Genomic DNA, 25,605 nt, shown 5'->3' with positions numbered 1-25,605 from the left:
TTAGCTCAGCGGGAGAGCGCTTCCCTGACACGGAAGAGGTCACTGGTTCAAATCCAGTATCGTCCACGTTTCGAGGCCCCCGGCATCCGCTGCCGGGGGCCTCTTCTCTTCCGCGCAGGTCCAACTCCCGCGCGCCGGACGGCGATCGGACACGTACGAGGGCCCGGGCAGCTCCCCAGCCGCCCGGGCCCTTTGCCGTCCGCCGCACCCCCGTCCCCACGGGGTTCGGCCGGGAGTCCCCGACCCGGGCCGCTCTCCCGGGCCCGGAGCCGCTCAGGGCCCCAGCATCCCGGCTACGGACGACGCCTGTGCGACCACCGCCTGCACCCCTCCGAAGAGCAGGGCGAGCGCGACGGCCAGCGGGAGGACCATGGCGACGGCGACGAGGGGGTGCCGCCTGCCCGAACGGCGGGAGCCGGTCGCGAACACCGCGAACGCCCTCGCCCTCGCACGGAGCTGTGTCCCGCCCTCGTACTGCGACATGGTCCACTCCTTCGTGGTAGCGGGGCGGCGGACGTTCTGCCTCGGGGGACGAGTGCTGCGTCCGCCGCTTGTCCACCACACTAGGCCGAACGCAAAAGGCGAACGTCATGCCGGCGTACCGCGTGCGGGCCTCCCCCAGGAGGACCGCGGGCACCGGTGTGTACTCCCCTGGTTGGACCTCCCCCGCAGTGCACCCGGAGGGGCGGGCACCACCCCCGCGCGGGGGCCTGCACCCGTACGCCCGGGGTGAGTTCCCTCACTGCACCTGTGTGACCACCGGGTTCTTCGACGTTCGGAGGCGTCGTGCCCCCGGGGCACTGCGGAGCTCCTCGCGGCGGCGTGCGCGCGGGGGCGGTGTTCCGCCAACCTCCTTGGCGCCGTGCACTCTTGACGGAGCGTGAGCCGCTGAGTGATGCGCCTTCAGGGGCCTGCTCGAGCTGGGTTTCCCGCCGCATGCGCGGTCCTGACAAACCGTCCGGGCGGTGTGCGCGGCCTGTCGTCGGTCTCCGGAGGCAGTCCGTAAGCTGGGCTCGTCAGACGGACCGGGTAGCGGAGTGGGGCCTGCCCACCGGAGGTTAGGAACGACATGGCGATGATGCGGCTCCGGCGCGAGGACCCGCGAGTCGTCGGCTCGTTCAGGCTCCACCGGCGCCTGGGCGCCGGCGGCATGGGCGTGGTCTACCTCGGCTCCGACCGGCGTGGCCAGCGCGTCGCGCTGAAGGTGATCCGGCCCGACCTCGCCGAGGACCAGGAGTTCCGCTCCCGGTTCGCGCGGGAGGTCTCCGCCGCGCGGCGGATCAGGGGAGGGTGCACGGCCCGCCTCGTCGCCGCCGACCTCGAAGCGGACCGGCCGTGGTTCGCGACGCAGTACGTGCCGGGGCCCTCGCTCCACGACAAGGTCGGCGAGGAGGGACCGCTGCCGCCGGCCGAGGTCGCCGCGATCGGTGCCGCACTCGCCGAGGGGCTCCTCGCCGTGCACGAGGCGGGGGTCGTCCACCGGGACCTGAAGCCCTCCAACATCCTGCTCTCGCCGAAGGGTCCGCGGATCATCGACTTCGGCATCGCCTGGGCCACGGGTGCCAGCACCCTGACGCACGTCGGCACCGCCGTCGGCTCGCCCGGCTTCCTCTCGCCCGAGCAGGTGCGCGGGGTGGCGGTGAGCGCGGCCACCGACGTCTTCGCACTCGGTGCCACCCTCGCGTATGCGGCGACCGCCGACTCCCCCTTCGGGCAGGGAAGTTCGGAGGTGATGCTCTACCGCGTCGTCCACGAGGAGCCGCAGCTCGACCACGTGCACGCCGCGTTGGCGCCGCTGCTCCGCGCCTGCCTCGTCAAGGAACCCGAGGAGCGTCCGGGCGCCCTCCAGCTCTCCCTGCGCCTGAAGGAGATCGCGGCGCGGGAGGCACGTGGTGTCTCCGAACGGCCGCCGCAGGCACGCAGCGCACCGCCGCAGCAGCCCGCACGGCGCCCGGCCGTGCGGGACGGCCGCACCGAGGAGCATCCCCGTCCGACTGCGGGGCGCCCGGCCTCGCGCGGCGGTCACCCTCGTCAGACGGGGGGCGCGCGGCAGGGGCGCAGCGGTCAGCCGGAGCGCGGGGAGCGGCATGCGGCGGTCCGGGAGTCCGAGGCGCGGCGGCCGAGGGCGACGGCGCGCGGCGCCGAGGCCGGGCGGCCGGAGCGCGCACAGGGCGCGCGAGCCGAGCGGCCGCCGCAGCGAGGGCGCCGGACGGGCCCGAACCGGCGGCTGCTCCGTCAGCGACTCGTGGTCTTCGTGACGGTGACGCTCCTCGTTGCGCTGGGGATAGCCGTCGCGCAAGGGTGCCAGGGGCCGGCCCAGGGGCTCGGTCGCACCCCCGGCGGCGAAGTGCACGCCCCTCGCGGGGCGTTCGACGCCTCCGGGTGAGCGCCGCGCGTCGCCGGGACGGCAGCCGCCCGAACGCCAGCGGTGGAGCCCCGCCTTGTACGGCGCGGCTGCTCCGCGGGACGGCAGGGCACGCGAAGCCGAACGCCGGGCGGAGAAGCCCGAGTTGTCGGCGCGCGTTCAGGCCCGGGTGAGCGCGTAGAAGGCGACGGCGGCAGCTGCTGCCACGTTGAGCGAGTCGACGCCGTGCGCCATCGGGATGCGCACCGGTTCGGAGGCGGCGAGCGCCCGCGCGGTGAGCCCCGTCCCCTCGGCTCCGAGGAGGAGGGCGGCCCGCTCGGGCCGCTCGGCGACGACGTCCTCGATCGGCTGAGAGCCCGCACGCGGGGTGAGCGCGAGGAGTCGGAAGCCGGCCGAGCGGAGCGCGTCGAGCCCGTCCGGCCAGCGCTCCACGCGCGCGTAGGGCACGGCGAAGACGGCGCCCATGGAGACCTTCACCGAGCGGCGGTAGAGCGGGTCGGCGCAGTCCGGGGAGAGGAGGACGGCGTCCATGCCGAGGGCCGCGGCGCTGCGGAAGACGGCGCCCACGTTGGTGTGGTCGTTCACCGACTCCAGGACGGCGATCCGGCGTGCACCGTCGAGGAGTTCGGCCGGCGTATGCTCCGGGGCGCGCTCCATCGAGGCGAGCGCGCCCCGGTGCACGTGGTAACCGGTGACGGCCTCGGCGGTCTGCGGCGTCGTGAGATAGACGGGCGCGGTCGCCGACTCGACGACGTCGTGCATCGGCCCGAGCCACTTTTCGGAGAGGAGCATCGAGCGCATCGCGTACCCCGCCTCCAGGGCGCGGCGGATCACCTTCTCGCCCTCGGCGATGAAGAGCCCCTCGGCGGGTTCGCGGGTGCGGCGGAGCTGGACGTCGGTGAGGTCGGTGTAGTCCTGGAGGCGGGGGTCGTCCGGCCTGTCGACGGGAAGCGGCTCAGCCATCGTGCGGCCCGGCGAGGCCGACGCGCGCGCCCACCGGTACGACCCCGCCCACGACGACGATGGCGGGTGGGCGCACGTTCTCCGCCCTCGCGCGCGCCTTGGCGGTGGCGAGCGTCGCGTCGACGCGGCGCTCGGTGGCCATCGTCCCCTCCTGGAGGATGGCGACGGGCGTCTCGGGAGCCTTGCCGTAAGAGAGCAACGTGTCGGCGATCGCGCCGAGTTGCTCGACCGCCATCATCAGCACCAGCGTCCCGCGCAGGCGTGCGAGCGCCTCCCAGTCGACGAGGGAGCGCGGATCGTCCGGCGGGATGTGCCCGCTGACGACGGTGAACTCGTGGGTGACACCGCGGTGGGTGACGGGAATCCCGGCAGCCGAGGGGACGCTGATCGCGCTCGTGATCCCCGGCACCACGGTGACCTCGACTCCCTCGGCGGCGAGTTGCTCGGCCTCCTCCATGCCCCTGCCGAAGACGAACGGGTCGCCGCCCTTGAGCCGGACCACGAACTTCCCCGCCTTCGCGTGGTCCACGAGCGCGCTGTTGATCGCGGACTGCGCCATCGCGCGGCCGTACGGAATCTTCGCGGCGTCGATCACCTCGACGTGCGGGGGGAGTTCGTCGAGCAGGTCGCGCGGGCCCAGCCGGTCGGCGACGACGACGTCGGCCTGGGCGAGGAGACGCCGGCCGCGCACCGTGATCAGGTCCGGGTCGCCGGGCCCGCCCCCAACGAGTGCCACGCCCGCCGGGTGGCGGGGGCGGTGCCGCGGTGCGTCGAGCGCGCCCTCGCCGAGGCCCGCGACGATCGCGTCGCGCACGGCCGCCGACCGGCGCGGGTCGTTGCCGCTGAGCACGGCGACGGTGACGCCCTCCGTACGGCCGGAGGCCGGGGTCCAGGCCGTCGCCGCTTCCGCATCGTCGCTGCGGACGCACCAGATCCTGCGGGACTCGGCTTCCACCGAGACGGCTTCGTTGGTCGCGCGGTCGTCGGTGGCGACGAGGGCGTACCAGGCGCCCGCCAGGTCGCCTTCGCGGTACTCGCGGCGCTCCCATGCGAGCTCCCCCGCCGCGGCCATCGCCTCGACCGACGGGGTGGCGGACGGCGATACGAGCAGCACGTCGGCTCCGGCGCGGAGCAGTGCGGGGAGCCGCCGCTGCGCGACGGTTCCGCCGCCTATCACCACGACGCGTCGGCCGGACAGGCGGAGCCCGGCGGGGTAGACGGGGGTCTCGGACATCTCGGGCGTCATCCTTGTCGGCTGGGTGCGGGCTGCGGCGCGGGCGGTCCTGCGGCATCGCGCCGGCGCTACGCAGCGGGAACCGGCCGCTGCGGCACCGGAGCGGCGGGGACGTCCCACAGCGTAGGCGGCCTCGCGCGGACGCGCTGTACCAGGGATCACGCCGGGACGGGCGCATAGGAGGGAGGGCGCCGGAGCACCCGGCGCCCTCCCCCGCCGTCTTCGGTCAGTCCTTCTCCGTGACGCCGGCCGAGTCGAAGGTGGCGACGTCGTGCATGGTGCGGGCGGCGCTCTGCACGAGGGGGAGCGCGAGGAGCGCGCCCGTGCCCTCGCCGAGGCGCAGGTCCAGATCGACGAGCGGACGCAGGCCGAGCTTGGTGAGCGCCGCCACGTGGCCGGGCTCCGCACTGCGGTGGCCCGCGATGCACGCGGCGAGGGACTCGGGGGCGAGCGCCCGTGCGACGAGCGCCGCTGCTCCCGCGCTGACGCCGTCGAGGAGCACCGGGGTGCGGAGCGAGGCTCCGCCGAGGATCAGGCCGACCATCGCCGCGTGCTCCAGACCGCCGAAGGCGGCGAGGAGCCCCACCGGGTCCTCGGCGTCGGGCTGGTGCAACTCCAGGGCGCGGCGCACCACTTCCACCTTGCGGGAGTGCGTCTCGTCGTTGATGCCGGTGCCGCGTCCGGTGGCCTCCGAGGGGTCGACGCCCGTGCAGGCCGAGATGAGCGCCGCGGAAGCGGTGGTGTTGGCGATGCCCATCTCGCCGGTGAGGAGGGCGCGGTTGCCCGCGGCCACGAGGTCGCGGGCCGTCTCGATGCCGACCTCGACGGCACGTGCCGCCTCGTCCCTGGTGAGCGCGGGCCCCTCCGTCATGTCGGCGGTGCCGGGCCGTACTTTGCGCGGCAACAGGCCGGGGGCCGAGGGGAGTTCGGTGCCGACGCCGACGTCGACCACGCAGACCTCGACGCCGACCTGGGTGGCGAACGCGTTGCAGACCGCTCCCCCACCGAGGAAGTTGGCGACCATCTGGCCCGTCACCTCCTGCGGCCACGGGGTGACGCCCTGCGCGTGGACCCCGTGGTCGCCCGCGAAGATCGCCACGGCGGCGGGCTCCGGGATCGGCGGGGGGCACTGCCGCGAGAGGCCGCAGAGCTGCGCGGAGATGATCTCCAACATGCCGAGCGCGCCTGCGGGCTTCGTCATCCGCTTCTGCCGCTCCCATGCCTCGCCGAGCGCCTTGGCGTCGAGGGGGCGGATGGCGTCGAGGGTCTCGGCGAGGAGGTCGTGCGGCGCGGCTCCCGGGAGCGCACGGCGGCCGTAGGACTCCTCGTGGACGACCCACGAGAGGGGGCGGCGCTTCGACCATCCCGCCTGCGCCAGCTCCGGCTCCGGCGGGAACTCGTCGACGTAGCCGACGCAGAGGTACGCCACCACCTCCAGGTGCTCGGGGAGTTCGAGCGTGCGGACCATCTCGCGCTCGTCGAAGAAGCTCACCCAGCCGACGCCGAGGCCCTCGGCCCGCGCGGCGAGCCAGAGGTTCTCCACGGCGAGCGCCGAGGAGTACGGGGCCATCTGCGGCTGGGTGTGCCGGCCGAGGGTGTGCCGGCCGCCGCGCGTCGGGTCGGCGGTGACCACGATGTTCACCGGGGTGTCGAGGATGGCCTCGATCTTGAGCTCTTTGAACTGCTTGGCCCGTGCCTTCGGCAACGTCTGCGCGTAGGCGATGCGTTGGCGCTCGGCGAGTTCGTGCATCGTGCGGCGCGTCTCGGCCGAGCGGATCACGACGAAGTCCCACGGCTGGGAGTGGCCGACGCTCGGGGCCGTGTGCGCGGCCTCCAGGACGCGGAGGAGGACGTCGTCGGGGATCGGGTCGGATCGGAAGCCGTTGCGGATGTCCCGGCGCTCGCGCATCAGGCGGTGTACGGCCTCGCGTTCGGCCTCGTCGTACCCGGAGGCGTGCTCGCTGGGGCGGGGCTCGGGGGGCTCCGTGGCTTCGGGCTGTTCGGCCGGCGCGGTCTGTTCGGACTGTCCGAACTGCTCGGGGTGCTCGGGCCGCTCGACCACGGCTTCCGCCGCGGACGGCTCGGGCGCGGCCGCCGTCTGGGCGGACTGCTCCGCCTCGGTGGACGGCACGGCGCCCGCCGGGCCGTCCTCGCTTATCGGTGCGGAAGCGGGCACCGGCTGCGCGGGGAGCACGCCCTCCGCGCCGGGTGCCTGGGGTTCTGGGACGCCGCCCACGGGGGTCTCCCTGTCTTCGGGGATGGCGGACTCGGCGGGCGGCGTCGGCGCGTCCGCTGCCGGCTCGGGCCGGGCGTCGGCAACAGCCGTGGGGTCGAGGGGCGTTGCGGACTCAGGCGCCGTGGCCTGTGCCTGGCCGCCGCCCGCCGGCGCGGTGCCGGGCGCGGACCCGGGCTCCGCGGAGGCGGGTCCTTCTGCTTCGGTGGGGCCCGCGGGGGTGTCCGCCATCGTCTCGGCGAACGGGGCCTCCGGCTGCTCGGGGAGGCTCGGGCCACCGTGTCCCGGCGCCTCTGCGACCTGCGAGGGCGTCGCGTACGGCTGCTCGGCCGCCTGCTGGATGCGGGCCGCCATGGCGGCGCCGTCCGGCTGGCTCGGGATCACCGGGCGCTCCTCGACGGGCCCTTGCGAGGGCGTGGACTCACCTTGGGCGGGAGCGGATTGGGGGGCCTCCTCGGGGGAGGCTTGCGTCTCGGTGTGCACGGGAGCGGTCGTCTCGGACTGGGCTGGGGCGGGGGCCACCACCTCGGCGGCGGAGCCCAACTCGGGCGCGGAGCCCATCTCGGGTGCGGCGTCCGGCTCAGGCTGCACGGGCGCGGCGTCCTGCTGGACGGGCGCACTTGGGGCAGCGGCGAACTGCACGCCGTTGATGCGGGTGTCGGCCGCCTGCACGCCCTCCGGCGCGGAGGGCTGCGACGCGGGCTCCGCAGCGGAGCCGACGAATGCTTCCTGCTGCGCGACACCGACCGGCGTCCCGCCAGGGGGCGTTGCCACGGGACCGGCCTCGCCCGGAGCCGCGGGTTCGGGCGCGGCTGACGGCACCGGCGCTCCCCCAGGCGTGCCTGCATCGGGGGGGCTGCCTGTCGGGGTGCCGTTGACGGCGTCGGTGAGCGTCCCGGCAGCGGGCGTGCCGCCCGCCGGGGTGCTGCTCACGGGGAGGCCGTCGACGGCTCCGCCCGGGGCGCCGTCGGCCGCCTCGGTCGAGGTGCCGTGAGCAGGGGTGCTCGGTGCGGCGTTGCCGTTGAGGTGCGTCGGCTCCGGGAGCGTGACCTGGCCCGTCCGAGTGTCCTGCCCGCTGTCGCCGTTGACGTGTGTCTCCCCGTCCCCGGCTGCCTTCACCGCGCCGGGCGCGATGGGCTGCGGTGCGTGCTGCTCCGTCCACGGCGCCGTCTGCGGGGGCATGGCGCCGAGTTGGGGGCCCGGGAGCGACTCGGAGCCACCGGCGCCGGCCGTCGTACCGGCGACGTCGAGGTACTCGGGGCCGAGGGTCGGCGGTCCCTGGGGCGCGGCCGACTGCTCCGCTGCCGGCTGCTGTTCGGACTGCGGAGCCGCCCGCGGGGGCGCCGGGCCGCGATCGGAGAGGCTGCGGACCGTGCCCGACTGCTCGGGTACGGGCGGGCCGAGGTGGAGGGGACGGCGCCGGTTGTGCTGCGCGCGCTCCTGCGCCTCAGCGTCGGACTGCTCCTCCGTCGACGGCTCGGCTGCCGGAGCGGGACCCGACCCCTCCTGGGGAGCGGGCTGTTCGGCGGCGTACGGCGGCTCGTCCGGGCGGACGGCGCCGTAGTCGAGGTGGCCGGAGTCGCGGCCGTCGGCCTCGTGCGGCTCGGGGTGCGGCTGGGGGTACTGCGCGGCGACGTACGCCTCCACCGGGTAGCCGGCGGGGTGCGGCTGGGGGTGCACGGGGTGCGGCTGCGACTGCGCGACGTGCGGGGGCTGTTCGCCCCATGCTCCCGGCATCAGCAGCTCCTCCTCGCCCTGCGGCGCCTCGCCCGCGGGAGTGCCCGGGTGTACGTCGGTCTGCTGCATGAAGGTGTACGTGCCGGGCGCCGGGGACTGCTGCCGCACCTCCGGCTGCCCGCCTGCGCTCTCCGGCAGCCCCTCGCCCGGGACCTGACCGGTGTCAGTCATGCGTACCCCTCGCCCATCGCTCCTGCTCCTTCCCACGCGGTGGAAGCCCACCGCGCCCCCGGCGCGGCCGTTGTGCGTGACCTCCCGGGACCCGCGACGCCCCGGGGCCCGTTCTCCGGCCTCGGTCGGAGAACGAGCCCGCACGGGGATGCGGCACGATCCTCCGACCACACCATCCGGACAAGGACGGACGAACCGTCAACCCCGAACGGCGGCACAACGATCCATCAGCCTACCCGCAGCGGGGTGGACCGACGGCCGAGGGTGGGAGTGAAACTGCACTTCGTCGACGTCGGACACACATCGGAAGCGGGAGGTTCAGATACGGACACCGGACAGCACGAACACAACCGCGCGTTCACTTTCCGCCCACAACTCGGTGTCCAGCTCCACCGATTGGAGGAGCGCGCACTCCACCGCGAACCCGGCGTCCGCGAGCACCCTGCCGACCGCCTCTGCCTCGTCCCGGGTGGCCGCGTGCGTGGCGATCCGGGCCGGCCGGCGGTCGGCGACCGCGGAGACGGCCGCCGGCCCACCGACCGCGACGCGCACCACGTCGGGCTCCGGCAGGTCCTCCAGCACGTGCGGCGCGGGACCGTGCACGGTCTGCAACTGCACCCCGAACCCGCGGGCCGCCGCAGCGGTGCGCGCGCACGCCTCGGCGTCGGCGTCGACGGCGATCACCGCCGCACCGAACCGCGCGGCCTCGACGGCGAACGCCCCGCTCCCCGAGCCGATGTCCCACACCAGGTCGCCCAAGCGCGGCCCCAACCTGGCGAGTTGGGCCGCGCGCAACTGCACGGACTCGCCCGGGCCGCTCGGCGTCCCCGGGTAGCTGGTGGAAGGCAGCGCCCAACCCCGCGACCGCGGCGGGTAGCCGGCGTCCTGCCCGGCGATCCACCCGCTCTGCGTCGGCGCCCCGGACTCCGCGGAGGAGCCGTGCCCGCCGACGACGATCACCACGTTGGGGTCCCGCCACGCGTGGTCGACGACCTTCTCCGAGGTGAGGACGGAGACCTCCTCGCGGTCGGTCCCCAACCCCTCGCAGATGACGAAGGTGCGGTGCACGCCGCCGAGGAGCAGCGCCAGTTCGGCGGGCCCGGCCCCCGGAGAGGTGAGGACGCCCACCTTCGGGTGCGCCCGGCAGACGTTCACCGCACGGCGCAGCGTACGGGAGTTGGCGACGACGAGCTGCGCGTCGTCCCACGGCATACCGGCCCGGGCGAAGGCGGCGGCAGCCGAGGAGACCGCCGGTATCACCTCGACCTCCAGGCCGTGCTCGGGCGCGCGCAGCGTCCGTACGACGCCGAAGAAGCCGGGGTCGCCGTCGGCGAGGACGACCGCGCTCCCACGGTGCCGCGCGATGCGGCGGGCGGCGAGCGCCGTGCTGCCGAGGCGGATGCGCTCGGCCTCGGCAGGGACTTCGGGCAGCGCCAAGTGGTGCGCGGCACCGGCGACGAGGGTTGCAGCGCCGAGCGCGTGCCTGGCGGCGCCGGTCAGCGGCGAGCCGTCCCACCCGAGGACGGTGACGCGGTCGGCCATCGGCGGGTATCTCCTGGGTCGTCGCAGGTGGGCCCGTCGAGGTTACCCCCGCCTCCCGCCCGGCCCGCACCCGGACCTCGGCGGGAGGGCGCGGCTCAGCTCCCCGAGCCGGCCCAGTCCGGGTAGGGCGCGTACCCGCCGGCCTCGGCGAGCTGCTCGAACGCGCCGTCGAGGTCCTCGGGGAGGAGGCTCCAGACGATGAGGTCGGTGCGGATCTCCGCCCAACCGCCGTCCTCCGTACGGCTCCTGGCTATCCACGCGTTGCGCAGCACGCCCTCGCTGACGCAGCCGAGCTTCTGCGCGACCTGCTGGGCCGCGGTGTTGTCGGCCGGGGTGCGCACCTCGAGGCGCTCGAACTTCTGGTCCTGGAAGAGCCATTGAGCCACCGCGAGCATCGACTCGGAGGCGTACCCCTCACCGCGCGCCCAGGAGGCCGTGAGGTAGCTCGCCTCGGCGGCGAGGATGCGCCAGTCCGTACGGTCGAGTGCCACCAGGCCGACGAGCCGCTGCGTGAGGAACTCCGTGACGGCGAAGACGATCCCGCCGCCCTCGGTGCGCGCGGCCGGGGCGCGGTGGTCGACGAACGCGCGTGCCTCGGCCTCGGTGTACGGGACCGGGTGCGAGGTCCACGCCGTGATCTGGTCGTCGGCCATCATCTCGGCGAGTGCGGGTGCGTCCGCCTCCTCGAACGGGCGCAGCACGAGGCGGTCCGTGCTGATCGAGATGTCCGGGAAGGTCGATGTCATGCGCCGCTCCATACCGTCGGGGTCGGGGGTCGATCACCCCTGGGGTCTGCGTCCGGGCGCCTGCGCCGGCCGGGCCGGGCCGCTCCCCTGCGGATCGCAGCAGTGCACAGCATGCAGCATGGCGCCGGGCTTGTGCAGCGCCGGGCCCCGCAATCTGCGGGTATTCCGCGCGGTGAAGAGACTTGTCGATACGGAAACTCGCCCCGTACGCACACCGGCCGGCCCCCGCGCCGCGGAGGGCGCAGGGACCGGCCGGACGAGCGGAACCGATCAGGAGGAGACGGAACCGAAGGCAGGGACGATCGCGCCCTTGTACTTCTTCTCGATGAACTGCTTGACCTCGTCGGAGTTGAGCAGCTTGGCGAGCTTCTTCACCCGCGGGTCGTCCTCGTTCCCCTTCTTGACGGCGAGGAAGTTGCTGTACGGGTTGTCCTCGGCCTCCTCCGCCGCGAGCGCGTCCTCCTTGGGGTTGAGGTCGGCCTCGAGCGCGTAGTTGCCGTTGATCACCGCCGCGTCGACGTCGGAGAGGGCCCGGGGCACCGAAGGCGCCTCCATCTCCTTGAACTTCAGGCCCTTCCTGTCCGCGATGTCGCCGAGCGTGGCGTCCTGCCCCGCGCCCTTCTTCAGCTCGATCAGGCCGTGCTCGTCGAGGAGGTGGAGCGCGCGGCCCTCGTTGGTGGCGTCGTTGGGCAGCGCCACCGTCTGGCCGCTCTTGAGTTCCTTGACGCTCTCGGCCTTGTCGGAGTAGAGGCCGAGCGGCTCCAGCTCGACGTTGACGACGGGGACGATGTTGGTCCCCTTCTTCTCGTTGAAGTCGTCGAGGTACGGCTTGTGCTGGAAGAAGTTGGCGTCCACCTCGCCCGACTCGGTGGCGTTGTTCGGGAGGACGTAGTCGGAGAACTCGCGGACCTTGAGGTCGAGGCCCGCCTCCTCCGCCAGGTCCTTCTTGACGAAGTTGAGGATGTCCGCGTGCGGAGTGGGGCTCGCGGCGACGGTCAGCGGCTTCGAGGAGTCGGCGTCGGAGCCGCCGCTGTCCGGGTCGGAGGCCGTGCCGCAGCCGGTGAGGACGAGGCCGAGGACGCCGGCGGCTGCCAGGGACGTGGTGAGGGTGGTGGACTTGCGCACGAAGAGTGCCTCTTTCTGTGTGAATCTGCCTGCCCGAACGAGGAGTTCGGATCTACGGGTGTGCCGCCCTCAGGCGGCCGAGGAGCGCTCGCGGCGGGTGAGGAACCGCACCACCGCGTCGCCGAGGAGCTGGACGAGGGTGACGATCACGATCAGCGCGGCGACCGTCGCGAGCATCACGCCCGTCTCGAACCGCTGGTAGCCGTACTGGAGCGCGACCGCTCCGAGTCCGCCGCCGGAGATCGCGCCGGCCATCGCCGAGTAGCTGATGAGGACGATCACGGTCGTGGTGAGCCCGGCGACGAGCGAGGGAAGCGACTGCGGAAGCAGCGCCTTGAAGACGATCGTCGGCGTACCGCCGCCCATCGACTGCACCGCCTCGCCGAGGCCCCCGTCGACCTCGCGCACGGCGGTCTCCACGAGGCGCGCGAAGAAGGGAATGGCGCCGATCGCCAGCGGCACGATCGCGGCCGAAGGGCCGATGAAAGTACCGACGAGTGCACGGGTCACGGGGATGAGCGCAATCATCAGGATGATGAAGGGCAGCGAGCGGCCCACGTTGACGATCGCGCCGAGCACCTTGTTCACCACGGCGTTCTGGAGCAGCCCGCCGCGCTCGGTGAGGACGAGCAGCACCCCGATCGGCAGCCCGACGAGGACGGCGACCAGCGTCGACCAGGCGACCATGTAAACGGTGTCGATCACGCCCTGCCACAGCAGCGGCTGCATCTCGCCCCAGCTCATCGGCGGCCCTCCTCGCTCAACTCGGCGCCCGTCGCCGGGCGCTCCTTCGCGTCCTGGTCCTGAGCCGAGGCGCCGGAGAGCACCGAGGCCGGCTCGGGCCCGTCGACGACCGTCACGGTGAGTCCCTGCTCACGCAGGTAGCCGATGGGTACGACGTTGTCGTCGAAGCCGCCGGGCAGCGCGATCCGCATCCGGCCGACCTGCTTCCCTCCGACGGTGTCCATCGCGGCCCCGAGGATCGAGACGTCGATGTTGTAGGTACGCGAGAGCTTGGAGACGACGGGCTCGGTCGCGGTGCCCCCGTGGAAGGTGACGTCCACGACGGTGCGGTCGTCGCCCGAGGAGCCCCCGCCGACCGGGAAGAGTTCACCGGCGAGTTCGGAGCCCGGCGTCGCCAGCAGTTCGGAGACGGTGCCCGACTCGGTGAACCGGCCGTTCTTCATCAGGGCAGCCGAGTCGCAGACCGACTTCACCACGTCCATCTCGTGCGTGATGAGGAGGACGGTGAGGCCGAGCTTGCGGTTGAGGTCGCGCAGGAGTTGGAGGACCGAGCGCGTCGTCTCGGGGTCGAGCGCCGAGGTCGCCTCGTCGGAGAGGAGCACCTTCGGGTCGCCCGCGAGGGCGCGTGCGATGCCGACGCGCTGCTTCTGGCCGCCCGAGAGCTGCGCCGGGTAGGCGCGCGCCTTCTCGGAGAGGCCGACGAGGTCGAGGAGTTCGAGGGCCTTGCTGCGGCGCTGCTGCCCGCTGTAGCCGAGTATCTCCAGCGGCAGCTCCACGTTCCCCCGCACGGTGCGCGAAGAGAGCAGGTTGAAGTGCTGGAAGACCATGCCGATCCGGCTGCGCGCGGCCCGCAGCTCGCGCCCGGCGCGGGACCGCTTGCCGGCGAGCGCCGTGAGGTCCTCGCCGTCGACGGTGACGGTGCCGGACGTGGGGCGCTCCAGCAGGTTGACGCAGCGGATCAGGGAGGACTTCCCCGCTCCGCTCTGGCCGACCACGCCGAAGACCTCGCCTTCGTTCACGTGGAGGTCGACGCCGTCGAGTGCAGTGATCTCGCGGTCACGGGTGCGGTAGACCTTGGTGAGGTCCTTGGTGGTAATCACAGGGTTTCCGTCGTCGTGTGTGGGTGTGCCCGCGCGTGAGGGAGCCGGCGCGTGGCGCGGCTGCCCGGCAGGGGCGTGCTGGCTGAGCTCGGGACTTCCGGGCGCTTCGGCGCCTGTCGGGGGGTGCGCGGGGGCGCGCTCAGGACTCGCTTCGGGGCGCGGGTCCGCTTCGTCCGGCTCGGGTGAGGGCCCTCAGTGGGCGCACATTCGACGCATCGCACGGCGACAACGAGCACCGGGCGCCATCTTCGCCTCGGTCGCAGGGGTGCGGCAGCTCGTCGCGTTCATGCCTGTCAGTAAACCAGAAGGAAGCCGCACGGTCACCGGCTCGTGGACAACAGTGTCCGCATCGCGGACATGTGCCCGTGCGTCGCCCCCGTCAGGCCGCCGCGGAGACCTCCAAGCCGACGTCCGTGACCTGCACGGACAGCCCCGCGAGATCGGGTACGACGAGGTCGGCCTTGAGCTCGTCGGCACGGTGGGTTGTGGCCAAGCCCACGGTCCACATTCCGGCGGCCCGGCCGGCCTCCAGCCCCGCGGGGGCGTCCTCGAAGACGACGCACTCCGAAGGCTCGCACCCCAGCCGCTCCGCACCGAGGAGGTACGGCTCGGGGTCCGGTTTGCCGTGCGTGATGTCGTCGGCCGCGACGAGCACGGGCGCCTCGATGCCTACGCGGTGCAGCCGCGCCGACGCGAGCTCGCGAGTGGCCGAGGTGACCACGGCCCACACGTCGCGGGGCAGTCCCCGCAGCACCCTGGCGGTCCCCGGCAGGGATTCGACGCCGCCGCCCCGGCTGACGTCCTCCAGCTCCAGCGCGGCGATCCGCTCGACCGCCTCGGGTACCTGCTCGGGAGGGAGAAGGTCGGCGACGATCTCCGCGGCCGGGCGGCCGTGGAGCCCGACGCGGGCGTAGTCCTCGGCGGTGACGCCGTACTCCTCGGCCCATCGGGTCCAGCAGCGCACCACCGAGTCGAGCGAAGAGACGAGTGTGCCGTCGTTGTCGAACAGCAGGCCGGTGCCGTGGATCTTCATGAGCAGCCAGGCTACTTCGCTGCTCGCGCCCCGCCTCGGGTGGGGCACCGGGCCCGGGCGCAGGCGGCGGCCCGCGGCTGCATAGACTCGGCGCATGCTCACCCCGCTGACGGTCGCGCTGGCCGTTGCCGCGCTGGCGCTCGCCGCCTGGTGCGGCTGGGCCGCCTACCGCGACCAACCCACCAAGGACTGGCACTTCGCCGGCATGGCGGTCGTCTTCGCGCTGACGGTGGTGCAGTTGGTCGTCGGTATCGTGCAGTTGGCGCGGGGCGAGCACCCCGACGACGGAACGGTGATCTTCGTCTCGTACCTGCTCGGCGTCTTCGCGTGCATCCCCGTCGTCGGACTGCTCTCCCTCACCGAGCGGACGAGGTGGGGCTCGCTGACGGTGGTCGCAGGGGCGGTCGTGCTGGCCGTGCTCCAAGTGCGGCTCTACGACATCTGGGGAGGCGGAAGTGGCGCCTGACCACTCCGAGGGCGCGGTACGCGCCGAGCACGGGACAACCGCGGAAAGCACGGACGCGCCGCGCCCGCGGCGCCGTCTCGCCAGCGGACCGGGGCGGCTCCTCGTCACGCTCTACGGGATCTTCACCGTCGGCGCCGCCTCACGTTCGCTCGTACAGGTGACGACCCGCTTCGACGAGGCACCGCTCGCCTATGTGCTCTCGGCCGTCGCCGCACTCGTCTACGCCTTCATCACCGTCTCGCTCGTACGGGGCGGCGAGGGCGCGCGGAGGGCGGCACTCGTCTGCTGCTGCGTCGAGCTGCTCGGCGTCCTCGCGGTCGGCACCTGGACGCTCGTCGAGCCGGACGCCTTCCCCGACGCGACCGTCTGGTCCGACTACGGCATGGGTTACCTCTTCATCCCCGTCCTGCTGCCGCTCACCGGGCTGTGGTGGCTGCGGCGCGAACACGCCTGAGCCGCACGGGGGTTGGCGGCACCCGCGCGGAGCGGGTGCCGCGGGGAGCGCTCAGACGCCGGCCGGCTCGGCGGCGTCCTTCACCATCGTGAGCAGGACGACGTCGCGATCCCGCTCGGTGCCGGCCGGTGTGTACCCGTAACGGCGGTAGAGCCGCTGGTTCCCCTCGCTGCGCCCGCCCGTGACGAGCCGGTAGCGCCGGGCGCCCGCCTCCGCGAGCCGCTGCTCGACGCCGGCGAGGAGCCGCCCGCCGAGTCCGTGCCGCTGGAGCCTGGGATGGACGATGAGACGGCCCACGCTGACCGTGCCGTCCTCGTCGAGGCTCGCGCGTACGGCGCCGACGATCTCCTCGCCGAGCCTCGCCACCAGCACCGTCGTGCGGGCGAGTTGGGCGCGGAACTCCTCCTGCGTCTCGGTGAGCGGGGCGATGCCGTAGTCGCCGTACCGTTCGGCCTCGCTCTGGAAGCAGAGGTACTGGAGTTTGAGTATCTGTTCGGCGTCCCGCTCGCCCGCCGCAGAGATGGTCACGCTGGTGCCCATGTGCGCATGCCTCCCCAATGCTCGTCTCACCCGGGCGTCAAGCGATCGAGGGTCTGCCGCACCGGGTCGGTGGCACCGGCCCGGCCGGTCGCCTCTCGCACCATTCCCCCGGGCCGCCGCAGCGGAACCTCGCTCGTGGGCATTGTGCGCAGGCATCGGGGACAACGGGAACGTGGCGGGGCGCCGTGTGACTTTGCCAACTCCCCACGGACGCACGGGTTTCGCACGCCCCGGAGGCGGCCCCGGCGCGCTCGCGCCGGGGCCGTTCCTCAGCCGCGGAACTCCTCGGCGGCGAGCAGGGCTGTGTCGCAGTTGTCCGAGAAGAGGCCGTCGATGCCGGTGGCGTAGAGCTTCCGGAAGTAGCCGAAGGCGTCGCCGTAGGCGTTGGGGTCCTCGCCCCTGCGGAAGTCGGCGGGGAGGAAGCTGTTCTCGTTGCGGACGGTGTACGGGTGGACGACGAGGCCGGCGTCGTGCGCGTCGTCGACGAGGCTGCTCGGCTCGTCGAGGGTGTCGTCCTCGCGGCGCGGGATGACGAGTTCGAGCGTCGGGCCGATGCCTGCGGCGTACCCGGCGATCTCGGCGAGGCCCTCCGGCTCGACGAGGTCGGCGACGGTCCGCGGGTCGCCGGACTCCACGAAGTCCCACGGCTGCGAGTCGGCGTCGGAGAGCAGCACCACGCCCGGGCAGGCGACGAGGTGCGAGAGCTGCTCGATGCTGCTCGGCTCGAAGGACTGCACGAAGTTCGGCGAATCGGCCCGGTGGCGGCCGTACTTGCGGAGCAGCCTCGCCAGCGGCTTCTCCAGGGCGAGACCCAGTCCGCGGAAATAGGTGGGGTGCTTGGTCTCGATGTGGAGCCAGATCGGGCGCCCGCGCTCGCGGCCCTTCTCGCGCGCCCATCGCAGGACCTCCTCGAAGGTGGGCACCTCCCAACGGCCGTCGTAGAGCGTGTTGTGCTGGCGCTGGTCCGGGATGCGCTCGACGGCGCGGAGCGTCTTGAGCTCCCGCAGCGTGAAGTCCTCGGTGAACCAGCCGGTGAGTTCGGCGCCGTCGACGCTCTTGGTGGTCCTGCGGTCGGCGAACTCGTCGTGGTCGGCGACGTCGGTGGTCGCGGTGATGTCGTTCTCGTGACGGCACACGAGGTGCCCGTCCTTGGTCGGGACGAGGTCCTGCTCGATGACGTCCGCGCCCATCTCGAGCGCCAGTCGGTACGAGCCGAAGGTGTGCTCCGGGCGGTAGCCGCTCGTACCGCGGTGCGCGACGACCGCGGGGAACGGCAGCCCCTTGCCCCCTCGCCGGTGCGCGCGGGACGCCGCCTGGGCGCCGCCCGCCGTCCCGATCGTTGTCGCACCTGCGGCGCCGAGCACCGCGGCCGAGAGCAGGGTTCTTCGACCCGGACGCAACTCCTGACCCATGGGCCCTCCTCAACTCCGTGACGAGACGTGCATGGCGTTGCCGGCGTGCCGGACGCCCCGTGTCGCCGTCGCTGTACGGAACGGCACACGCGGGGTGCGTGGTACGCCTGTCCGCTGCCGTGCCGGCGGACGGGCCGATCGTAGGCGCGCCCCCGGTACGTACGGGAGACCTTGATGCGAACGCGCGGCGAACGAACGGGGGTCACGGCCCGTGTCGCCTGCGTCAACTTCCCGTACCGACCCGGTGAACCCGGTGTGCAACCTGCGGGTAGCGGCGAGTATCGTCCTCAACCGCGCGTTCCTGCGCTGCTGTCGGCCGGCCTCCGCGGTCGGCCCGGCGGGGCGGGAGGCGTCCAGCAAGTGCCGCCGGGCGAGGCGGCGTAGGCGAGAGTGGGCGGAGGATACGTTGTCCCGTTTCCTGCTGATCAAGGCAGTGCTCGGCCCGGTCCTCCGGGTGCTCTTCCGGCCGAAGGTCGAGGGCGGCGACCGCATCCCCGACGAAGGCCCCGTCATCCTCGCGGGCAACCACCTCACGTTCATCGACTCACTGATCCTTCCGCTCGTCACCAAGCGGCAGGTCTTCTTCATCGGCAAGGACGAGTACGTCAGCGGGAAGGGCTTCAAGGGCCGCCTCATGGCGTGGTTCTTCACCGGAGTCGGCATGATCCCGGTCGACCGGGACGGCGGGCGCGGCGGCGTCGCCGCACTGATGACCGGCCGGCGGGTGCTGGAGGAGGGGGGCCTCTTCGCGATCTACCCCGAGGGGACCCGCTCCCCCGACGGCCGCCTCTACCGCGGGCGTACGGGCATCGCCCGCCTGACGCTGATGACCGGAGCGCCCGTCGTGCCCTTCGCGATGATCGGCACCGACGAGGTGCAGCCGGGCGGGAAGGGCCTGCCCCGACTCGGTGGCGGACGGCGCATCCGGGTGCGCTTCGGCGAACCGCTCGACTTCTCCCGCTACGACGGCATGGACCGCGACCGCTACGTCCTCCGCGCCGTCACCGACGAGGTGATGAGCGAGGTCATGGAGCTCTCCGGTCAGGAGTACGTCGACATCTACGCCACCAAGGCCCAGGCGGCCTGACCCGGGCACGTCGGCCGACTGCCCTGCTGCTCGGGCGAGTCGGCTGCCCGGGCGCGAGGCGGCCGCGTCTCGCTCGACGGGCCGCCGTACCGCTCCCCCGGCAGCGGAGCCGCGCGCCGCGCGACCCTCACTCCTCGGGGACCGTCCCCAGCCGTTGCCCGCGCAGCAGGTGCCAGGCGAGCACCGCCGCACCGAGGAGGACGACGGCACCGGTGCCGGCGCCCGCGCGCAAGCCCTCGGTGAAGGTCCCGCGCGCCGCGTCGAGAAGCTTCGCCCCTTCCGCGGGCGGGAGTTGGTGCGCACGCTGCACCGCCTCCCCCAGCGACTCACGTGCTCCTTCGGCCGTCGACTCGTCGACGCCGTGCGGTGTGGGGAAGGAGCGGTAGAAGCCGGTGACCACGGAGCCGAGCAGCGCGATGCCGAGCGCCGAGCCGAGTTCGTATGCCGTCTCCGAGACGGCGGAGGCCGAGCCGGCCTGCTCCTTGGGGACGCTGGAGAGGATGACGTCCGCCGTGACCGTGAACGCGAGTCCCGCCCCTACGCCGACGGTGAGGAGCACCGCGCCGAGGAGCCAGTACCCCGTCGTCGCCTGGAGCCACACGCAGGCGCCGAGCGCGACGCCGACCGCAGCGAGTCCCCCGGAGACGGCGCCGCGCACCGAGGTGCGCCGCGCCACCCGGCCGGCGAGCAGCCCCGCGACCACGGAACCCACCGTGGCGGGCAGTTCGGCGAGCCCGGCCTGCAACGGCGAGCGCCCCTGCACCATCTGAAGGAACTGCGAGAGGAAGAAGACGAGACCCGCGAGGCCGAGGATGGTGAGCAGGTCGGCGAGGACGGCCCCGCTGAACCCGCGGTTGGCGAAGAGCCGCATGTTCAACAGGGGCGCGTCGAGCCGGAGTTGGCGCCGCACGAAAACGGTGACCGCGGCGACGCCGAGGACGACGGCCACGCCCGCCGGAAGCGTCGGCCCGTGCGCCGCCGCCTCCTTGATCCCGTAGACGACGGCGATCATGCCGATGGTGGAGAGCCCCACGCTCGGCAGGTCCCACGGCCCCGGATGGGGGTTCCGCGACTCGGGCAGCAGCCTGGCGCCGACGACGACGAGCACCGCCATCACGGGAAGGTTGATCAGGAAGACCGAGCCCCACCAGAAGTGCTCCAGCAGGAAGCCGCCGACCACGGGCCCGAGCGCGGCACCCGCCGAGGCCATCGCGCCCCAGATCCCGATGGCGAGGCTGCGCTCCTTCGGGTCGGGGAAGATGTTGCGGATGAGCGCCAGCGTCGACGGCATGAGCGTGGCACCCGCGACGCCGAGCAGCGCCCGCCACACGATCATCGCCTCGGGGCTGTGCGCGTAGGCGGTGAGCACCGAGACGACGCCGAAGACGGCCGCCCCCGCCAGCAGCAGCCGCTTGCGGCCGATCCGATCCCCGAGGCTGCCCATCGAGACGAGCAGCCCCGCGATGACGAACGAGTAGATGTCGCCGATCCACAGTAGCTGCGTGCTGGTGGGCCTGAGGTCCTCGCTGAGGAAGGGCGTCGCCAGCCCGAGCACCGTGGCGTCGACGGCGACGAGGAGGACGGCGAGCACGAGCACCGTGAGCGCCAACCAGCGGGCGCGGCGGGAGAGCGGCGCGGCGGTCGCGGGGAGCGGCGCCCCGCTCATCGGGCCCTCCGCAGGGCGCCGCCGAGGAGGAGTTCCGCCGTCATCGGGGTGGCGCTGCGGGCCGCTACCTTGCCGTCCTGGACCGCCCAGGCAGCGGCCGTGATCAGCGCGTACAGCGCCTCGGTGAGGAAGGCGGCCGTCAGGTCGACGCGGAAGTGCCCCGACTCCTGGCCGCGTGTGAAGAGGGCGCAGAGCCGGTCGTCGATGCGGCGCCAGCCCTCGTGCTGCCGGCCGGGCTCGAAGAGCTGGTTCTCCGTGATGAGGAAGGCGAGGAAGCCCGCGAGCGGCTCGGTCCCGGCGATCACGCGGCGGACGGCGTCCTGCGGATCGCCCTCCTCGGGGCGGACGGCGTCGAGTGCCGTGTCGAGCCGGCTGAGGGCGAGCTCTTCGAGGGCGCGCACGAGGGCGTCGCGGCCTGCGTAGTAGCGGTGGAGCGTGGCGCGGCTGACGCCGGCCGCCTTGGCGATCTCGTCCATGGAGGCCGCCGGGCGGCGGGTGAGCAGCTCCGCCGTGGAGCCGAGCAACGCCTCTCGATCGGTGGTCATGAGACGAGACTACACCGCGTGAGACACCCTCGTCTCACGTCCAGGGAAGCCCCGCCCGGTGCGCCCAGTACGCCTCCGCGTCCTCCGCGAGGCGACTCAGCCCGGTCTGCAACGTCGACCCCGGCTCTGCGACGGCACCGAGATTGCTCCCCAACTCCCCGACCGTCGCGGCTCCCGAGAGCACGACACCCGCCCACGGCTGGAGCAGGACGGCGGCGAGCGCGACGGCGTCCGGACTCTCGCCCACCTGCTCGGCCGCCGCAAGCAGTTCGGCGGGCGCGGCCCGGCCCGCGAGCCTGCCGTTGGCGAGCGCCTCCTTGACGATCACGGTCAACCCGGCTCCGTGCGCCTCGGCGAGCGCGTCCGACGCCGAGGGCTCCAACAGGTTCCAGGTGGACTGCACGGTACGGAAGAGCGGCGCCCCACCGCTCTCGATGCGCAGCGCGGCGCGGATCGCGTCGGCCTGCGCCGGCCCCGAGGTGGAGAAGCCGACGGTGGTGCCCTCGGCCGCGAGTTCGGCGAGGAGGCCGTGGAGCTCGGGGTCGGTGAGCGCCGGGCTGTCGGGGGTGAGCGAGTGGACCTGGTACAGGTCGAGGCGGTCGCCGAGGAGCGCGCGGGTCTCCTCGATCTGGCGGCGGTAGGCGGCCGTGCTGTGGTCCTTCACCTCGTGCACCTCGGCGTCGGTGCGCCACTCCCCGACGTAGGTGTAGCCCCACTTGCTCCCGACGACGAGGTCGGACGCCTCCGGGTGCGCATCCAGCCACTCGGCGAGGAACTCCTCGGCCCGCCCGTACGAGCGTGCGGCGTCGACGTACCGGACGCCCTGCGCGTAGGCGGCGTCGAGGAGTTGGTGCGTGCGGGCCCGCAGCGCCTCGACGGTGCGCGGGGCGGGAAGCTCGCCGTCGCGGCCGAGGGTCAGGTAGGCGGGGCGTCCGACGGCGGCGAGGCCGAGGCCGACGTGCGCGGTCGGGGTGGTCGCTGCGGCGAGGCGGGTGAAGGACATCGCAGGCTCCTGCGCGGTCGGTTTACGGGGAAGGGCCGCACCCCGCGCGCCGCGGAGCGCCGCACCACCGTACCGGCCGAAGCTGCAAGAAGGCGGACGCCCCGTCAGCGCAGCGGCGCCTCGGCCCACTTGCGCTGCGCCGCGAGGTCGGCGCGGAACTCCGCGAGCTGACGTGCGACGGCCTCGGGCGCCGTACCGCCGCGCCCGTTGCGCGCCGCCAGGGCCCCGGGGACGTTGAGGACCTCGCGCACCTCGGGGGTGAGGTGCTCCGAGATCTCGGCGAACTGCGCGTCGGTGAGCGCGTCGAGCTCGATCCCCTCGCGCTCGCAGACCTGTACGCACTCCCCCGCGACCTCGTGCGCGACGCGGAACGGCACGCCGCGCTTGACGAGCCACTCGGCGATGTCCGTCGCCAACGAGAAGCCCGCAGGCGCCAGTTCGGCCATCCGCTCCTCGTGCACGGTGAGCGTCGCGAGCATGCCGGTGAACGCGGGCATGAGGATCTCCAGCTGGTCGCAGGAGTCGAAGACGGGCTCCTTGTCCTCCTGCAGGTCGCGGTTGTACGCGAGCGGGAGCGCCTTGAGGGTGGCGAGGAGTCCTGTGAGGTTGCCGATCAGGCGGCCCGACTTGCCCCGCGCCAGCTCGGCGATGTCCGGGTTCTTCTTCTGCGGCATGATCGACGAGCCGGTGGAGAAGGCGTCGTCGAGCGTGACGAAGGAGAACTCCTTGGTGTTCCAGAGGATGACCTCCTCGGCGATCTTGGAGAGGTCGACGCCGATCATCGCGGTGACGAAAGCGAACTCGGCGACGAAGTCGCGCGAGGCCGTCCCGTCGATGGAGTTCGCCGAACTGCCGCCGTCGAAACCGAGTTCGGCGGCGACCGCCTCCGGGTCGAGGCCGAGCGAGGAGCCGGCGAGGGCCCCTGAGCCGTACGGCGAGACGGCGGTGCGCTCGTCCCACTGGCGCAGCCGCTCGGCGTCCCGCGCGAGGGCCTGCGCGTGCGCGAGGACGTGGTGTGCGAAGAGGACGGGCTGCGCGTGCTGGAGGTGGGTGCGCCCCGGCATGGCGGCCTCGGGGTGCTCCTCGGCGAGCTTGACGAGCGCGCCCTGCACATCGGCGAGGAGGCCGCCGATGAGCCTGGCGTGGTCGCGCAGGTACATCCGGAAGAGCGTCGCCACCTGGTCGTTGCGGGAGCGGCCCGCGCGCAGCTTGCCGCCGAGTTCGGCGCCGAGGCGCTCCAGCAGGCCCCGCTCCAGGGCCGTGTGGACGTCCTCGTCGGCGACGGTTCCCGTGAACGCGCCGGACTCGACGTCGGCGAGGAGCCGGTCGAGGCCCGCGTGCATCTGCTGGAGCTCCTCCTCGCTGAGGAGACCCGCCTTGTGGAGGACGCGGGCGTGGGCGCGGGAGCCGGCGATGTCGTAGGGGGCGAGGCGCCAGTCGAAGTGGACGGAGGCCGAAAGCTTCTCCAGCGCCTCCGCGGGCCCGTCGGCGAAACGTCCGCCCCAGAGCTTCACGTCGCCGCTCTGCTCCCCGCTGCCGACTGCCTGCTGCGGCTCGTCGCCCTTGCTCACGTGGTGCTCCTCTGTTCCCTGCGGGCCGCCTGCGCGGACATGTGCCCGCGCGGACCGGCCGTCGCGGCGCGTTTCGGTGGTGGGGTACGCGTCCGCCTCCCCGCGGGGCGAGGAGGCGGACGGAGTTGCGCGCGGGCAGGCTACCGCCCGCGGGGCGGGGCGTGCCCGTCGCCGGTCAGGACTGGTCGCGCTTGGCGGCGATCTTCGACGAGAGGCCGAAGATGTCGATGAAGCCCTTGGACATCGACTGGTCGAAGGTGTCGCCCGTGTCGTAGGTGGCGAGGTTGAAGTCGTAGAGCGACTGGCTCGACTTCCGGCCGGTGACGACGGCGCGGCCGCCGTGCAGCGTCATGCGCACGTCGCCGGAGACGTGCTGGTTGGACTCCTCGACGAAGCCGTCGAGCGCCTTCTTCAGCGGCGAGAACCAGAGCCCGTCGTAGACCAGCTCCGTCCAGCGCTGCTCGACCTGCCGCTTGTACCGCGCGAGCTCCCGCTCGACCGTGACGTTCTCCAGCTCCTGGTGCGCGGTGATCAGCGCGATGGCACCGGGCGACTCGTAGATCTCCCGGGACTTGATGCCGACGAGCCGGTCCTCGACCATGTCGATCCGGCCCACGCCCTGCGCACCCGCGCGCTCGTTGAGCTGCTCGATCGCCTGGAGGACGGTGACGGGCCTGCCGTCGACGGCGACCGGGACGCCCTTGTCGAAGGTGACGACGACCTCGTCGGCCGCACGCTGGGTGGCCGGGTTCTGGGTGTACTCGTAGACGTCCTCGACGGGGGCGTTCCAGATGTCCTCCAGGAAACCCGTCTCCACGGCGCGGCCGAAGACGTTCTTGTCGATCGAGTACGGCGACTTCTTGGTCGTCTCGATCGGGAGGCCCTTCTCCTCGGCGAAGGCGATCGCCTTGTCCCGCGTCATCGCGTAGTCCCGGACGGGGGCGATGCACTTCAGGTCGGGGGCGAGCGAGGAGATGCCGGCCTCGAAGCGGACCTGGTCGTTGCCCTTGCCCGTGCAGCCGTGCGCGACGGTGTCGGCGCCGTGCTTCCTCGCGGCGGCCACGAGGTGCTTGACGATGGTGGGCCGGGAGAGCGCCGAGACGAGCGGATAGCGGTCCATGTAGAGCGCGTTGGCCTTGATGGCGGGGAGGCAGTACTCGTCTGCGAACTCCTCGCGGGCGTCCGCGACCTCGGCCTCGACGGCGCCGCACGCCAGCGCACGCTTGCGGATGACGTCCAGATCCTCGCCGCCCTGGCCGACGTCGACGGCGACGGCGACGACCTCGGCCCCGGTCTCCTCCGCGATCCAGCCGATGCAGACGGAGGTGTCAAGGCCGCCTGAGTAGGCGAGTACGACGCGCTCGGTCACGGGGTTCTCCTTACGGTGCATGCGCTGACAGGTATAAGTATGCACCGCCCCGTATGGTTCGTCAACGCGCGAGGTCACGCGCCCGACGACGCCGAGGAGACCCGGACCGGAGGTGTCAGCGGGTGTGCCGCAGCTCCTCGGCGAGCACCTTGGTATGGCCGTGCTCCGGGTCCTTGACCGCGGTGAGGAGGGTCAGGGTGCCGGTCCCCGCTCGCTTGCGGAGGTCGTGGAGCGCCTCGCGCATCTCGGGGGTGGCCAGCTCCTCGCGGTAGCGGCGGGTGAACTCCGGCCAGCGCTGCGGGTCGTGGCCGTACCACTTGCGCAGCTCCGTCGAGGGGGCGATCTCCTTGTCCCACTCGTCGAACTCGGCGTCCGCCTTCGCGATGCCGCGCGGCCAGACGCGGTCGACGAGGACGCGCATCCCGTCGTGCTCGTGGTCCGGCTCCTCGTAGATGCGGCGCACTCGGACGTCGAGCTTCGGTTTCGTACTCATGCCTCC

22 protein-coding genes are annotated in these 25,605 nt (G+C 73.1%); 4 read left to right on the top strand and 18 right to left on the bottom strand.

What is annotated here, in order from left to right; translation table 11 throughout:
• Nucleotides 1–273 precede the first annotated feature (273 nt).
• Nucleotides 274–483 carry a hypothetical protein gene (locus F603_RS0101580; protein ID WP_019544265.1) on the bottom strand — a complete coding sequence of 70 codons (210 nt, stop codon included), beginning with the start codon at nt 481–483 and terminating at the stop codon, nt 274–276.
• 586 nt (nt 484–1,069) lie between these two features.
• On the opposite strand from F603_RS0101580, the gene F603_RS0101575 reads away from it, so the two are divergent.
• Nucleotides 1,070–2,386, top strand: coding sequence for a serine/threonine-protein kinase (locus F603_RS0101575; RefSeq protein WP_019544264.1), 1,317 nt, complete (start codon nt 1,070–1,072; stop codon nt 2,384–2,386).
• A gap of 138 nt (nt 2,387–2,524) precedes the next feature.
• On the opposite strand, the gene F603_RS0101570 is transcribed toward F603_RS0101575, so the two are convergent.
• From F603_RS0101570 to F603_RS0101525, 9 genes are all read right to left on the bottom strand, one after another.
• Nucleotides 2,525–3,328 carry a TrmH family RNA methyltransferase gene (locus F603_RS0101570; RefSeq protein ID WP_019544263.1) on the bottom strand — a complete coding sequence of 268 codons (804 nt, stop codon included), beginning with the start codon at nt 3,326–3,328 and terminating at the stop codon, nt 2,525–2,527.
• Nucleotides 3,321–4,562, bottom strand: a complete 1,242-nt coding sequence (gene cobA, locus F603_RS0101565; RefSeq protein ID WP_019544262.1) for a uroporphyrinogen-III C-methyltransferase — start codon at nt 4,560–4,562, stop codon at nt 3,321–3,323. The genes F603_RS0101570 and cobA overlap by 8 nt, the downstream gene beginning before the upstream one ends.
• A 226-nt stretch (nt 4,563–4,788) precedes the next feature.
• Complete coding sequence (gene cobT, locus F603_RS0101560) at nt 4,789–8,703, bottom strand: nicotinate-nucleotide--dimethylbenzimidazole phosphoribosyltransferase (RefSeq protein ID WP_019544261.1); 3,915 nt, start codon at nt 8,701–8,703, stop codon at nt 4,789–4,791.
• 318 nt (nt 8,704–9,021) lie between these two features.
• Nucleotides 9,022–10,245, bottom strand: coding sequence for a precorrin-6y C5,15-methyltransferase (decarboxylating) subunit CbiE (cbiE, locus tag F603_RS0101555; RefSeq protein ID WP_019544260.1), 1,224 nt, complete (start codon nt 10,243–10,245; stop codon nt 9,022–9,024).
• Between the two features lie 95 nt (nt 10,246–10,340).
• Nucleotides 10,341–10,991, bottom strand: coding sequence for a GNAT family N-acetyltransferase (locus F603_RS0101550; protein ID WP_019544259.1), 651 nt, complete (start codon nt 10,989–10,991; stop codon nt 10,341–10,343).
• Between the two features lie 270 nt (nt 10,992–11,261).
• Nucleotides 11,262–12,116: a MetQ/NlpA family ABC transporter substrate-binding protein gene (locus F603_RS0101545; RefSeq protein WP_019544258.1), complete on the bottom strand. Its 855-nt coding sequence runs from the start codon at nt 12,114–12,116 to the stop codon at nt 11,262–11,264.
• A 69-nt stretch (nt 12,117–12,185) separates the two neighbouring features.
• Nucleotides 12,186–12,860 (bottom strand): methionine ABC transporter permease, encoded by a 675-nt coding sequence (locus F603_RS0101540; protein ID WP_019544257.1) that lies wholly within the window; start codon nt 12,858–12,860, stop codon nt 12,186–12,188.
• The gene (locus tag F603_RS0101535; RefSeq protein ID WP_019544256.1) at nt 12,857–13,960 is read right to left on the bottom strand and encodes a methionine ABC transporter ATP-binding protein; all 1,104 of its coding nucleotides are present in this window, start codon (nt 13,958–13,960) and stop codon (nt 12,857–12,859) included. Before F603_RS0101535 ends, F603_RS0101540 begins: the two co-directional genes overlap by 4 nt.
• Before the next feature lie 379 nt (nt 13,961–14,339).
• Nucleotides 14,340–14,993, bottom strand: coding sequence for an HAD-IA family hydrolase (locus tag F603_RS0101525; RefSeq protein ID WP_019544254.1), 654 nt, complete (start codon nt 14,991–14,993; stop codon nt 14,340–14,342).
• Nucleotides 14,994–15,087: 94 nt separating this feature from the next.
• Between F603_RS0101525 and F603_RS0101520 the strand changes: the two genes are divergently transcribed.
• Both F603_RS0101520 and F603_RS0101515 read left to right on the top strand, forming a co-directional pair.
• A complete protein-coding gene (locus F603_RS0101520; protein ID WP_019544253.1) occupies nt 15,088–15,459 on the top strand; it encodes a hypothetical protein in 372 nt (123 codons plus the stop codon).
• Nucleotides 15,449–15,913 carry a hypothetical protein gene (locus F603_RS0101515; RefSeq protein WP_019544252.1) on the top strand — a complete coding sequence of 155 codons (465 nt, stop codon included), beginning with the start codon at nt 15,449–15,451 and terminating at the stop codon, nt 15,911–15,913. Before F603_RS0101520 ends, F603_RS0101515 begins: the two co-directional genes overlap by 11 nt.
• Nucleotides 15,914–15,964: 51 nt before the next feature.
• On the opposite strand, the gene F603_RS0101510 is transcribed toward F603_RS0101515, so the two are convergent.
• Both F603_RS0101510 and F603_RS0101505 read right to left on the bottom strand, forming a co-directional pair.
• Nucleotides 15,965–16,453 carry a GNAT family N-acetyltransferase gene (locus F603_RS0101510; RefSeq protein ID WP_019544251.1) on the bottom strand — a complete coding sequence of 163 codons (489 nt, stop codon included), beginning with the start codon at nt 16,451–16,453 and terminating at the stop codon, nt 15,965–15,967.
• 269 nt (nt 16,454–16,722) lie between these two features.
• The gene (locus F603_RS0101505) at nt 16,723–17,865 is read right to left on the bottom strand and encodes a glycerophosphodiester phosphodiesterase (protein WP_019544250.1); all 1,143 of its coding nucleotides are present in this window, start codon (nt 17,863–17,865) and stop codon (nt 16,723–16,725) included.
• A 406-nt stretch (nt 17,866–18,271) separates the two neighbouring features.
• Here F603_RS0101505 and F603_RS0101500 point away from each other — a divergent pair, with 406 nt between their 5' ends.
• On the top strand, nt 18,272–18,952 hold the full coding sequence (locus F603_RS0101500; RefSeq protein ID WP_019544249.1) for a lysophospholipid acyltransferase family protein: 681 nt from the start codon (nt 18,272–18,274) through the stop codon (nt 18,950–18,952).
• Between the two features lie 127 nt (nt 18,953–19,079).
• Here F603_RS0101500 and F603_RS0101495 read toward each other — a convergent pair whose 3' ends face one another.
• The 6 genes from F603_RS0101495 to F603_RS0101470 form a co-directional block, all read right to left on the bottom strand.
• Nucleotides 19,080–20,618 (bottom strand): MFS transporter, encoded by a 1,539-nt coding sequence (locus tag F603_RS0101495; RefSeq protein WP_019544248.1) that lies wholly within the window; start codon nt 20,616–20,618, stop codon nt 19,080–19,082.
• A complete protein-coding gene (locus tag F603_RS0101490) occupies nt 20,615–21,163 on the bottom strand; it encodes a TetR/AcrR family transcriptional regulator (RefSeq protein ID WP_019544247.1) in 549 nt (182 codons plus the stop codon). The genes F603_RS0101495 and F603_RS0101490 overlap by 4 nt, the downstream gene beginning before the upstream one ends.
• A gap of 34 nt (nt 21,164–21,197) precedes the next feature.
• Nucleotides 21,198–22,166 (bottom strand): aldo/keto reductase, encoded by a 969-nt coding sequence (locus tag F603_RS0101485; RefSeq protein ID WP_019544246.1) that lies wholly within the window; start codon nt 22,164–22,166, stop codon nt 21,198–21,200.
• Between the two features lie 104 nt (nt 22,167–22,270).
• On the bottom strand, nt 22,271–23,737 hold the full coding sequence (gene argH, locus F603_RS0101480) for an argininosuccinate lyase (RefSeq protein WP_019544245.1): 1,467 nt from the start codon (nt 23,735–23,737) through the stop codon (nt 22,271–22,273).
• A 175-nt stretch (nt 23,738–23,912) separates the two neighbouring features.
• A complete protein-coding gene (locus F603_RS0101475; protein WP_019544244.1) occupies nt 23,913–25,106 on the bottom strand; it encodes an argininosuccinate synthase in 1,194 nt (397 codons plus the stop codon).
• Nucleotides 25,107–25,221: 115 nt separating this feature from the next.
• On the bottom strand, nt 25,222–25,599 hold the full coding sequence (locus tag F603_RS0101470) for a DUF488 domain-containing protein (protein WP_019544243.1): 378 nt from the start codon (nt 25,597–25,599) through the stop codon (nt 25,222–25,224).
• Nucleotides 25,600–25,605 lie beyond the last annotated feature (6 nt).

It is taken from the genome of Streptomyces sulphureus DSM 40104, assembly GCF_000381025.1.
Classification (GTDB): domain Bacteria; phylum Actinomycetota; class Actinomycetes; order Streptomycetales; family Streptomycetaceae; genus Streptomyces; species Streptomyces sulphureus.
Note: the sequence above shows the minus strand (reverse complement) of the source record. Positions and strands in the feature narration are given on the sequence as shown.